This window comes from Agrobacterium sp. SORGH_AS_0440, assembly GCF_031453135.1.
Lineage (GTDB): Bacteria > Pseudomonadota > Alphaproteobacteria > Rhizobiales > Rhizobiaceae > Agrobacterium > Agrobacterium pusense.
Window position 1 is genome coordinate 1,273,643 of the sequence record NZ_JAVIYR010000002.1, and the last position, 12,661, is coordinate 1,286,303.

General features: G+C 60.4%; 7 protein-coding genes. 4 read left to right on the forward strand and 3 right to left on the reverse strand.

Annotated features, from left to right (window positions below):
- The first annotated feature begins 5 nt into the window (after positions 1-5).
- Positions 6-488, forward strand: coding sequence for a cysteine hydrolase family protein (locus tag QE453_RS15555; RefSeq protein WP_113381066.1), 483 nt, complete (start codon positions 6-8; stop codon positions 486-488).
- A 25-nt stretch (positions 489-513) separates the two neighbouring features.
- Here the strand turns inward: QE453_RS15555 and QE453_RS15560 are convergent, their stop codons facing one another.
- Positions 514-1,014 carry a hypothetical protein gene (locus QE453_RS15560; RefSeq protein WP_309777390.1) on the reverse strand — a complete coding sequence of 167 codons (501 nt, stop codon included), beginning with the start codon at positions 1,012-1,014 and terminating at the stop codon, positions 514-516.
- Positions 1,015-1,034: 20 nt separating this feature from the next.
- Complete coding sequence (locus QE453_RS15565) at positions 1,035-1,808, reverse strand: NAD kinase (RefSeq protein WP_004441471.1); 774 nt, start codon at positions 1,806-1,808, stop codon at positions 1,035-1,037.
- A gap of 307 nt (positions 1,809-2,115) precedes the next feature.
- On the opposite strand from QE453_RS15565, the gene QE453_RS15570 reads away from it, so the two are divergent.
- Both QE453_RS15570 and QE453_RS15575 read left to right on the forward strand, forming a co-directional pair.
- Positions 2,116-3,033, forward strand: coding sequence for a PhzF family phenazine biosynthesis protein (locus QE453_RS15570; protein WP_006698029.1), 918 nt, complete (start codon positions 2,116-2,118; stop codon positions 3,031-3,033).
- Positions 3,034-3,279: 246 nt separating this feature from the next.
- Positions 3,280-5,229 carry a translation factor GTPase family protein gene (locus QE453_RS15575; protein WP_244405017.1) on the forward strand — a complete coding sequence of 650 codons (1,950 nt, stop codon included), beginning with the start codon at positions 3,280-3,282 and terminating at the stop codon, positions 5,227-5,229.
- A gap of 201 nt (positions 5,230-5,430) precedes the next feature.
- Here the strand turns inward: QE453_RS15575 and QE453_RS15580 are convergent, their stop codons facing one another.
- The gene (locus QE453_RS15580) at positions 5,431-11,796 is read right to left on the reverse strand and encodes a hypothetical protein (RefSeq protein WP_309777392.1); all 6,366 of its coding nucleotides are present in this window, start codon (positions 11,794-11,796) and stop codon (positions 5,431-5,433) included.
- Between the two features lie 477 nt (positions 11,797-12,273).
- On the opposite strand from QE453_RS15580, the gene QE453_RS15585 reads away from it, so the two are divergent.
- Complete coding sequence (locus QE453_RS15585) at positions 12,274-12,642, forward strand: Hpt domain-containing protein (RefSeq protein WP_107339724.1); 369 nt, start codon at positions 12,274-12,276, stop codon at positions 12,640-12,642.
- The last annotated feature ends 19 nt before the right edge of the window (positions 12,643-12,661 follow it).

The window sequence follows — 12,661 nt, forward strand, 5'->3', positions numbered from 1 at the left end:
GATGCATGAAACAGGCGCTCTATATCGTCGACGTCCAGCCGAGCTTCAATCCTCCGGCAACGCTGGTTGCCGAGATATCCAGTCTCGCGCAGACCATGCCCAGCCTCGCCACTGTCGAACGCCATGACGAAAGCGTGACGCCATTTGAACGGCAACTGGGCTGGAAGCCGGGCAGGGATGATGAGTCGCTGGTGGTTGCCGATCGCATCTTCATTAAACATGGCTATGCGCCGCCACGGGAGGCCATCGACTATCTTCTGTCGCTGAAGCTCGACCGCGTGCTGGTCTGCGGCATACAGGCCGATACCTGCGTTCTGGCTGCCGGTTTTGCGCTCTTCGATGCGGGACTTCATCCCACGCTTCTGCCGTGGCTGACGGTCGGCTCGAGTCTCGACCGCAGCGGCGAACTGGGCGCGCGCTTGTGGAAGCATCATTTCGGTGCAGTTCTGGATGGCCCTCATGAGTTGAACACCCAGACTATCGCATGACGAATGCCTACCGGCCAATCACGGGCTAGTTCGAAGCCTTCTCGACCTTCATCTCACCCAGCTCGTCGATCAGGATCGTCCAGTTTTCCGCTTCCTTGCTCATCGGATCGGTCTTGAGATAAACCGTCACGAAAAGGCCAGGCGAGGCGGGCGCTCCATTCGAGCTTTCGGGACGAATATCCGTGACATAGGACTTCATCTGACTGAATTCCTCGAGCTCGATATTTTCGAGAAGATTCGGCCCCTCGGCGGTAAAGGCGATGCGCTGCAGATAAATTTTCGCCGTACCATCGCCCTGGCGTATGGCGATGACCTTGTAATAGCCGCGCGTTGGTGAGGCAGGTGGGGGCCGCAGCTGCCCGTCAGGCCCCTTCACCGGCTCAAGATTGCGATCTTCCCACATGCCGCTGCTGGTGACAAAGATCGCCGAAACCGGCAGCGCGTCAATCGCTTCCGTCTGCGCCCGCGCCGGAAGCACGGCGGCGGCGAAAAGGCAGGCTGCGATGATGGTTGTTGTCAGTTGCATGGCATTGTCGATCGTTGGCTTCAATTGTTGAACTGTTCGGCGAGGACCCGGTCCGACCACGAACGGTCCGGATCGGAGAGAATTCTGGCCGTCCTGTCCTGCGATTGTGCGATCCGTACATGACGAACGGATTTCACCTCGGTGTGGTCGGCCACCGCGTTCACCGGGCGCTTGTCGCGTTCGAGAACATGAATATCGACCGTGACCTTATTCGGCAAAAGCGCGCCGCGCCAGCGCCGCGGACGGAAAGCGCTGACCGGCGTCAGTGCAAGCAGCGGCGATTCCAGCGGCAGAATCGGTCCATGGGCGGAAAAATTATACGCCGTAGACCCTGCTGGCGTCGCCACCATCATGCCGTCGCAGATCAGCTCTTCCAGTCGAACCTTGCCGTCCACCTCGACCCGAAGCTTGGCAGCCTGATGCGATTGGCGGAACAGGCTGACTTCGTTCATGGCGAGCGCCGTAAACTCGTCGCCATCGGAATCCGTCGTCGTCATGCGCAGGGGGTGGAAATCGTTGCCGCTTGCCACCGCAATGCGTTCGATGAGGCCTTCCACCCGGTAATCGTTCATCAGGAAGCCGACCGAGCCCCGGTTCATGCCGTAGACACGCTTGCCGGAATTCATCGTCTCGTTGAGAATCTGCAGCATGAATCCGTCACCGCCGAGAGCCACGATGACGTCCGCTTCGTCAAACGGCGTATTGCCATAAGCGCTTTTCAGCTCTTCCAGCGCCGCCTGCGCCTCCGCAGTCGCGGAGGCTACGAAGGATAGTGAATAGGTAGAATGCGACATCCGCTTCCCTCGACAACGGCGAAGACCGGGACCCGGCCTGCGACCGCAATGTAACCTGTTGAAGCGGTTCGCAATCTTCGAAAGTCGTTCAAGACCTCCGGTCGCAAGCCGCAAGACGCACCCTTGGTACATGAAGACGACTGCCGGCGACAAGGCCTTTCGGGCGGGGAGACGTTCTCCCGGCCATGCCATTGAACCGCGCCGTTCCACAGCTTCTTGATTTCCTGTCGCAACAAGGGTTGCGGTGTAAGGCGGCCTGATGCAGTTTGCGCAAGGCAGACGAGGTGGCGAATGGCAGGAGACGGGTGTGGCGCTGCACTACAATATCTATGACGTATTTACCGAGACGAAAATGGCGGGAAACCCGCTGGCGGTGATGTATGATGCCGATGACCTCGATCAGGGGACGATGCAGGCCATCGCCCGGGAGATGAATCTCTCCGAGACCGTTTTCATCAATCGCTCCAGCAACCCTGCGCACGCGGCTTCCCTGCGCATATTCACACCCTCGGGTGAATTACCTTTCGCCGGACATCCGACCGTCGGCGCCGCAGTAGCGATTGCCGAGCGCAATCGAGGGGATGGCGATGACGACATCGATATGGTCTGCGTACTCGAGGAGAAGGTGGGGCCCGTGCGCTGCGCGGTGAAAATGCGCGCCGGCGCCGTCAGCTTTGCGGAATTCGATCTGCCGCGCAGATCTTCAAGGGTGGACCTGCCCCTCGATCATGCCGCCCTGGCGGATGCGCTGGGTGTCAGCGAAGGCCATCTCGGTTTTGAAAATCATGTGCCATCGATCTGGACGGCCGGCGTGCCTTTCCTGCTGGTGCCGATGCATAATATCGCCGCAGTGCGTGATATGGATTTCGACGCCGGTCTGTGGCTGCGCACCGCACCGCTGGTTGAGGGGCTGCTGACGGCGGCCTATATTTACTGTCGCGGCGGTGTCAATCACGCCGCAAAGTTCCATGCCCGTATGTTCTCCCCGGATATGGGCATTGCCGAAGACCCCGCAACCGGCTCGGCCGCCGCCGCGCTTTCGGGCGCCATCCACCATTTCGACGGGCTGACTGACGGACATTATCCACTTTTGATCGAGCAGGGGGTGGAGATGGAAAGACCATCTCACATCCACCTGCGCATGGACATCAAGGACGGCGAAATCGGCCGCGCCCGCATCGGCGGCCACGCGGTGCGGGTTGCATCAGGCACGTTCGAGATTTGAACTCAACAAGACAGCGCACCACCAGCAAGATTATGAAGTTTCATCAAGAAGCCATCCTGTGCGCGATGGTGTCCGGGCCGATCGAACCCGGCTTGACATATTTCGCGACACGGGTTCTAAATTATTAGGTATTTCCGCAATTGGCGGAGATCTGCTCGATAACTTGTCGTTTCAGCTCATAGAGGTCCCTGCGCCGAGTCCCTTCTCAAGAAAATCATCTTGGAGTTTCTGAGAAGTTGAGGGTTCATGCGCACTTTGAATCTGGGCATCCTCGCCCATGTGGACGCAGGCAAGACTAGTCTTACGGAGCGTCTTCTTTTCGATGTCGGTGTGATCGACAAGCTTGGCAGCGTAGATGCCGGCAGCACGCAGACGGATAGTCTCGAACTCGAACGGCAACGCGGTATTACTATCAGAGCCGCTGTCGTTTCATTCAAAATCTGCGATACCGTCGTCAATCTAATCGATACGCCAGGTCATCCGGATTTTATCGCGGAGGTGGAGCGGGTACTGGGTGTGCTTGATGCCGCAGTGGTCGTCGTTTCCGCTGTGGAGGGCGTGCAGGCCCAGACGCGCGTACTGGTACGAGCGCTGCAACGCCTTGGCGTACCCTTCTTGTTTTTCATCAATAAGGTCGACAGAGTTGGGGCACGTTATGACGGGGTCGTGAACGACCTCGTCAATCAGTTGCGGGTGTGCCCGATTGCAATGTCGACTGTCACTGATGAGGGTGGAAAGCTAGTACGAGTGGCGGCAACAAATATGACGGTGAGCAATCCATTTTTTACGAGCCTGAGCGAAATCCTCGCGGAAAATGATGAAAATCTGCTTCATGACTATCTTGCAAGGCCCGATTTGGTGGATTCCGAGAGGCTATCACATTCCCTGAGGCAGCAGACTGCCTGTGGACTGGTGCATCCCGTTTTTGCCGGTGCTGCAATGACGGGTGTTGGGCTATCGGACCTGATCTCGGCAATTCCCGCCATGCTCCCTGCTCGTAACCCCGACCCAGCTGGCGATGTCGTTGGAAAAATCTTCAAGATCGAACGCGGATGGGGCGGCGAAAAGCTGTCCTATCTGTATCTTGCATCGGGAACGATCCAGCTTCGCCAGTATCTGCCTCTACCTCGGGGCTCGGGGAAAGTGACGGGGATACAGGTGTTTGAGGACGGCCGGATTAAGAGTGCGACACGTCTTTGCGCCGGTCAGATCGGACGTGTTAACGGTCTCGCCGATGCCCGAGTTGGCGATCTGGTAGGCGCGACCGCCATCGCGCGCGGCGAATTTCATTTTGCGCCGCCCACGCTTGAAACGCGTATTATCTCCCGGCGACCGTCCGAACATGCAAACCTGTGGCTTGCGCTCAACCAGTTGGCTGAACAGGATCCTTTGATAAGCTTGCGGCGAAACGAAGAGACGAATGACGTTTTCGTATCGCTCTACGGCGAGGTCCAAAAGGAGGTCATCCAGTCTGAGTTGTCTACCGGTTACGGTATCGCTGCCGATTTTGAAGACAGCATCGTTATTTGCGTGGAAAGGCTTTGCGGCAGCGGGCAGGGGCTGCAACTCCTTTTCAAGGAGCCCAATCCATTTCTCGCCACGTTGGGCCTCCGTGTCGACTCACGGCCAGACGGTACCGGCAACAGCTTTGCGCTGGAGGTGGAGCTGGGTCAGATGCCTGCGAGCTTCTATCGTGCGGTGGAGGAAACCGTGTTCGAAACGCTGAAACAGGGAATCTTCGGCTGGCGGGTGGAGGATTGTCACGTCGCAGTGACGGCTGCGCGCCACACGTCTCCATCCACCAATGCGGCGGACTTCCGGCACCTGACCCCGTGGGTGCTGGCGAGCGCACTCAAAGAAGCGCAAACCTTCGTTTGCGAGCCTGTTGACCGCTTTCATATCGAGGCACCCACCACCGCCATGCCGAGACTGGTTGCTTTATTAGCCAGAGTAGGAGCAGCGACAAGTAACTCATTGATTTCAGGTAATGTGGTTAGCCTTGAAGGCACACTGGCGTCAGCGGCTGTCCAGAGCGTTCAACAGCAGGTGCCGGGACTAACCGGCGGCATGGGTATGATGGAAACATCGTTCGATCACTATGCCCGAACTCGCCATCCCCCGCCGCAGCGTCGGCGCTCCGGTCCTGATCCGTTTAACGAGCGAGATTATCTGCTGCGTGTTGGCCGAAATGTATGATCCGCGTCGCGTTGTTTGTGAAGGTAACCTCGTCCGAACAGGAACGCGGAGAGCCAGTCATCAAGCCGTAGCTGTGGCTTTTTTTGAGATTGGGGTCATCAGTCACTGAAATCAGCTCGTTGAGAAACGATAAAGCAAAGCGGTTGCAAAAGTACACCCCGGTCTTCCGACCGGGGTGTACTTGTATCTGCGTTGATATCGTTAATTAAACCGACCCGCCGCATGGGCAAGCATCGTATAGACCTTGCCGGTATCGGAGGTGAGGTAGGATTGTGTCACGGTCCGGTCGCGGTCGGTCCGGGCCACATCGGCAAGCAGCTTCTCGAAATCGTTGATATAGCGGTCAACGGCGGTGCGGAACTCCGCTTCACGCTCATATTTGCGCTTGATCTCGTCGAAGGTCGTCTGGCCTTTCAGCGTGTAGAGACGACGGGTAAAGACGTCGCGTTCGCCACGCTGGTAACGGCGCCACAGTTCCACCGACGCATCGTGATCGATGGCGCGGGCGATGTCAACGGAGAGCGAGTTCAGCGATTCCACCATGTGGCGGGGATTACGGGTGTCGGCTGCACGGGTCGGCTGTTGCTCGGTGCTGGCGCGCGGTGCGGGGGCTGCGGGCGTCTCCTGGGAGGCGCCGCGCAACAGATCGCTGATCCAGCCGCCGCCTTCTTCGCGACGTCCCGCCTGGCTTGGTGCGACCGGCTGCGCCGGAGCGGGTGCCTGACGATTCTCGACTTGCCGGTTTTCGACCTGGCGATTTTCGAGCGGCAACGTGCCGCGCAGGGCAGGTGCTGGCTGCTGCTGCGCCGGGCGCTGCTGTTGAACCGGCGCGGGGGCTGCGGGCTGCGGGCGCGGCTCTACGCGGCGCTCGACAGCCGGCTGGGTTGCGGCGATGGCGCGGGCAACCGGCTCGGACACTTCCATCTGCTGCGTCGAGCGGCCGACGAGCTGGGAAATATCCTGCAGCGCCTTGATCTGCTCGGATACGGCGCGGCGCATTGCGGCCGCACTTTCCTTGGCTTCTTCCGGCAGGTCGAAGGCACCACGCTTCAGTTCGGCGCGGGTCGCGTCAAGTTCGCGGCGGATATCGTGGCTTGAGCGACGGATTTCATCGGTCGCGCCGGCGAAGCGGCTCACCGCTTCCTCGACAGCCTGGCGCAGCGTTTCCTTGAGGTTGGCTGCGGCCGCATTGGATTTTTCGGAAGCACTGCCGAGAAGGTTGTCGACTTCCGAGAGAGAGGATTCGACACCGCCGCGCAGGCGGTTGACCAGCTCGTCGGAGTATTTCTGCGCGTCGGAGAGCGTGCTCTCGATCGAGCGGCTGGCATCCTGACCGGCGGCGAGCAGGGCGCCCCGCATGGTCTGTGCCGCCGAACGGGCGCGCTGTTCGGTTTCATCAAGCGAGCGGCCGATATCGGAGAAGGAAGCCTGCAGATTTTCACGCAGGTTGCCGGCGACGTTCTGCGAACGCTCTTCAGCCTCGTTAAGTGTGGTTTCCACCACACCAATGACATTGCGCATGGCGCTTTCGATTTCCTCGGAACGCTTGACGAGGCCAACAGACAGGCTGCGCAACGCATCCTGGCGTTCTTCCAGCGTGCCGACGAGGCTCGACTGGGCGGCATTCAGCAGCTCGGATGCCTGGCTCAGCACCTTGGAATGTTCTTCGAAGCGGCTGACGATGCCAGCGACCTGCGCCAGCGTCTGGCCGGAAATATTCGACAGACGGTCGATCTTTCCTTCCAGCAGACGGCTGGAACTGGACACCATGTCGGCGGCCTGCGACGCGGACTCCGAGAAACGGGCTGCAGACGCATTCAGCGCTTCATCCGCTGCACCGAAGCCCTGAGCGGCGCGCTCAACGGCCGAATTGAAGTTGGTTGCCGACTGTTCGACGATTTCGGCCATGCTGTTATGGGTCTGCGACAGCATATCCGTGCTCTGACGAGTGGCGGCAACCAGCTTGTTGGCTGCTTCGCTGCCGGCGCGGGCATATTTGTCGATACCCTGTTCGACGGCGTCCGCCATTGCAGTATGGGTTTCCGACAACATGTCGGTGCTCTGGCGAGTGGCTGCAACCAGCTTGCTTGCCGCATCCGTTCCGGCGGCGGCATAATCGCTGATTGCCTGCTCCACCATGCCGACCATGCCGCTATTGCTCTGCGACAGAAGCTCGGCGCTCTGCTGGGCAGCGGACACGATCTTTTCGGCGGCTTCGCGGCCAATGGTGGCATATTCGTCGACGACAGGCTTTGCCTTTTCCTCGATAAGACGCGACAGCTCCGCGGAGCGGCTGGCCAGCATCGAGTTGAGTTCGCGGGTGCGGTTGTCCAGTGCCGAACGGATCGATTCGCCGCGCGCGTCGAGGGCGGATTCAACACCCGTCAAAGTCTCGGAAATGACACCAACCTGTGAGCGGACAACGGCTTCAGCCTCGGCAACCTTGTTGACGATGATGTTGCCCGCCTCGGAGAAGGTCTGCGCCACGGCGGCAGCCTGGCCGGAGAGGCGCGTCTGTGCATCCGAAATACGGTTGACGATTTCACCCGAGCGTTCCTCGATGGCCTTGGTAAAGGCCTCGTTCTGTGCCTGCACCTGTTCGGCGAACTCCGCGCCGGACTTCGCGAGCAGGGCGGAGGAACGGGCAGCTTCGTCGCCGATGCTTTGCGTGGCAGAGGTAACCGCGCCACGCAGGCTGACAGCAAGATCGGTGGCCTTGCCTTCGATGGTGCGATTGACGTTTTCGAGACCGATCGTCAGTGCGCGGTCCATCGTGCCGAGGCGCTCATCGATGCGGGCCGTGCCGGTATCGAAGGTTTCGGCCAGGCGGCTGGTGCGGCTTTCGAAGGTGTCGGCAACGCGGGTCGTCTGCTCGTCCAGGATGCCGGTGATCCGCTCGGCGGCCTCATCGCTGGTGCGCGCAAAGACGGCTGTCTTGTCTTCCAGCGCCTCGGCGAAGCGGCGGCCGGCATCCTCGATCGACGTGTTCACATTGGCGAGATCGCCGCCGACGCGTGCCTGAAGCGTATCGAGAGAGGTCTCGATGCGGGTGCCGGTTTCGTCGAGACGGGTGGTGACGTTGCCGATAGAGGTCTCGATTTTCGAGGAGAGGGCGTCCGTCGCGCCGCCGATTTCGCGTGCGGCTTCGCCGATCTTGACGGCGATATCGCCGGCGCTGTTGCGAAGACGCTCTTCCAGCGTTGCCGCACTACCGTCAATCGCCTTCTGCAGCGTTTCCTGCTGGGTTTCGAGCGACAGTTCAAGCATGCTGGCGCTGGAGGCGACCGTGGTGCCGATCATCATCGCCTGCTCGGAGAGCATGTCACCCATCTGGGTCGTGGCGGAGCTGAGCGTGGCTGCAATTTCTGCCTGACGCTGCTCAAGCGTGCTGCGGATGTCCTCGTGCGATTGCGAAAGATTGCTTTCGAGGCGCGAGACGCCTTCTTCGACGGTCTGCGCAAACCGGGTGCTGCCGTCCTCAACGACGCTTTCAATGCGGTTGGCCGCGCCCGAAACGCTCTGCTCGATCAGACCGCTGTTGCGTTCCAGCGATCCGGCAATACGCTCGGCCTGCGAGCCGAGCATGGTTTCGAGCCGCTCATGGCCGCTGGCAAGCGCATTTTCAAGCGTGAAAGCAGTGGCTTCCAGGCGTTGGCCGACGCCGGCCGCCGCAAGCGAAAGCGATGACGCCCTGGCGTCCATGGCTTCGGCGATCCGTTCTTCGACACCCGAAATGGTCATGTCGAGCGCCATGGTGCGGCTGTCGAGCGCATCGGCGATGCGCTCTTCCGCACCCGATACGATACCGGAAAGAGCCACCGTGCGGGTGTCCAGCGCGCTGGCAATGCGGTCTTCCACGCCGGAAACGGCGCTGTGCAGGGCGGCGGTGCGGCCGTCGAGAATATCCGCGATCTTTTCCTCCACGCCCGAGAAGCTCATGTCGAGCGCCATCGTGCGGCTGTCGAGGACGTCAGTGATGCGCTCTTCCGCGCCGGAAACGACTGACTTCAGCGAATCCGTCCGGCTGTCGAGCGCGCCGGCGATGCGGGTTTCGGCGCTGGCCACCAACTCGCCGAGGGCCGCGGTGCGTGTATCGAGCGTTTCGGTGATTTTTTCCTCGACTCCGGAGAAGGCCATATCCAGCGCCATCGTGCGGCTGTCGAGTGCATCCGTGATGCGTTCTTCCGCACCCGAAACCACGGCGTTGAGGGCTGCGGTGCGGCCGTCCAGCGTTTCTGCAATCCGGGTTTCGGCGCCCGCCACCACATCGCCGAGCGCGGCTGTACGGCTGTCCAGCGCGCCGGCAATTTTCTCTTCGGCGCTCGCCACGATGCCGGTGAGGGCGGAGGTGCGGTTGTCGAGCGTCTCGGAAAGCCGTTCCTCCACATTGGCGAAGGTCATGTCGAGAGACAGGGTGCGGCTGTCCATGGTGTCGGCGATGCGTTCCTCGACGCCGGAAATGGTGCTGGAAAGCGCAGCCGTGCGGCCATCAAGCGTTTCGGCGATACGGCTCTCGGCTCCGGAGACGACGTCGTGCAGGGCAGCCGTGCGGCTTTCCAGCGTGTCGGAGATGCGGTCCTCGATGCCGGAGACTGCGCCGGTAATGGCTGCGGCCCGCGTTTCGAGCGTTTCGGCAAGGCGACGCTCCACGTCGGCGACGACGTTGTTGATCGCAGCTGCACGTTCGTCGAGCATGGCAGCGAGGCGTTCTGCCGTGCCGGAGACGGAGCCGGTAATAGCCATGGAACGGCTGGCGAGCGCTTCGTCGAAACGGTTCTGGCTGGCCGAAAGCGCGCCGAACAGGGCGTTGCTGCGTTCCGACAGCACGGCGTCGATCTTCTCGTGCGAATTGGCGAAGACGTCTGTGATTTCGGCGGTGCGCTGGCCGATCGCGTCGCTGAAGGCCTGAGTCCGGGCCTCAAGCGCGCTTTCCAGCATTTCCTGACCCGTGCCGAGCGCGGTGGCGAGCGCCAGCGACTGATCGGTCATGGTGGTGCCGATGCGTTCCAGACCGGCGCTCAACATGGTGTCTAGCGCTTCAGAACCGCCCGCCACGGTTTCGTTGATCCGGGCAAGGCTTTCCATCAGCTTGCTATCGAGGCTGCCGGCGCGCTGGTCGAAGGCGCTGGCGAATTGCGCCACGTGTTCATCGAAGGCCGAGTTGACCTGACCCACCGTCGCCTGCATCCGTTCCTCATAGAGGCCGGAGCGGAGATCGAGATCCATGATGGCGTCGTCGGCCGTGCTCTGCAGGCTCTGGCGGAAGGAGAGTCCTTTTTCCTCGAGCGTCGTGGAGAGCTTGTCGAGCACGGTATCCAGCGAACCGCCGATGATCTGCTGGCCGCGTTCGATATTGCGGTTGAGCTCGAGCGTGCGGCTGGAAAGCGTCTCGTTGAGTTGGCGGGTGCGTTCCTCAAGTGCGCTGTTGAGGCTTTCCACGCCGCTGTCGAGCGTCGAGGCATGGATCGCGAAACGTTCGAGCAGCACTTCACCGCGTTCGTCCAGCGTCGAGGTGAGATTATGCAGCCGCATGTCGAATTCGTTGGAAATCGTCGTGCCGGAGGAGTTCAGCGCCTGAAGCAGGTTTTCGGTCTTGGCAGCGATCAGGCTGCCCATTGCTTCCGTCGAAGCGCGCGATTTTTCCAGGAGAGCCGCCGAACGTGTGTCGATCATCGACGCAAAGGCCTCGCCGGTCGTGGCGATCCGCATCGAAAGCTCTTCGCCGACGATGGAGAGTTCTTCCTTGATCTGTTCCTGCGCGCCGACGATGGAGGAGCGGATGCGCTCGGCATGGTTGACGATGGCGTCGCGTTCGGCGGTCAGTTCCTGCACGAGGCTGCGCACGCGCAGCTCATTGTCCGCATAGCTGCGCTCAAGCGCATTGACTTCGGAATGGACGAGGGTTTCGAGTTCGGTCGCACGCGCAATGGTGCGCTCGATACCGTCATTCATGGCCGAGACTTCACGGCGAACCGCCTGGCCAACGGACATGATGCGGTCAGAGGCAACGGTTTCGGGTTCGGCAAGACGAAGCGCGACTTCCGCCATGGAGCGGGCGGCGTTGCGCAGATCGCGGGCACGCGCCATCATGATGGCGAAGGCGAAGAATAACATGACCGGCACCAGAATGCCGACGACGATCGCCATCAGGCCGGGGATCGCGGCGAGGTCGGAAAGCGAACCGATATTCCAGAGCGCATTGCCGTAAAGAAGATGCGCGATGCCAAGGCCGCCGAGCGCCCATATAACCGACATGATCGTGGCGTTGCGAAGCGCGCCGCCGATGGACCCGCCTTCCAGCGATTTGAGGATCATGGCCGGGCTGCGCTTGGACCCGTCATTGGCCGCTTCGAGATTGGGCGATTTCGGCGCCGGTTCGACAGGCGTGCGCGCGACTTCGGGAGCAGGGGTCGGTCTGCTGGCTTCCTTCACTCTGGCCTCCGGCTGCTTCGGCGCTGCAGTCTTCCGCGTCTCCGGCTTTTCTTCGAAAGCGCCAAGCTGCAGGGCATCTTCCAATGCCTGGAAAGCAGTCTCGTCGACAGAGTCGCTGATCTTGTTATTCGCCATGCGGTTACGCCTCGTTACACATACGCCCGGCTTCATGCCGTTGGACCGCCTGCCTATGCAGGCGGACTGCCGCCATCATGCCAGCGGAACATATCCCTCCATGAGAGAACAATCCCGCCACTTACCAAATCCCGAATGCTGGTGATCCAGCTTTCGGGCGAAATTACAACACTGTGCCGCAATAACAAAGCTCGTGCCTAGGCCTCGCAGCAACAGCAGTACCGTAGTGACACATTTAGGTGTTCGAAACAATTAATGCGGATTTGCGGTGGTGGCGAAGTGTCGGCTTTTTAACAGTTTTTAAACCTGAGTTTCACGCTGAACGCCTTGTTTCGCATAAGTTTAACATAAATTAACCATAGCAGAAGATTTTCAGCCGCGTCACGCCGTAATTTAAGCCGATAGCACCGGTTAGGATGCCTGAATACGACACAGATGTGACACGAAACAGGAAACGGCAAGACAGGAATTTGAGACATGGCAGCAGTCAGTATCGCTTTCGAAGCGCCCGATAATTGCGGCGGCGCGCCGGTCACTGGAAAAAAGCCTATCGATTTCGATCATCTGGCCCGTCAGACGATGGGCGACAAGGATCTTGAGATCGAGGTGCTGCAACTGTTCAGCCGCAATGCGCGCGCCGCGCTGCACGAAATGGCGGGCGCCGGCGACACGGACGTGAAGGCGACCGCGCATCGTCTGAAGGGCGCAGCACAGGCTGTCGGTGCCTTTGATGTTTCTGTGGCTGCCGCCGCCGTGGAGGCTGGTGGCAATGACAGCGTCGCGATTGCAAAGCTTGCGGCCGCCATTGTCGAGGCGGAAAATTTCATCCTGAAACTTTGCCGCTGAGGCGTAATTCATCAAAATT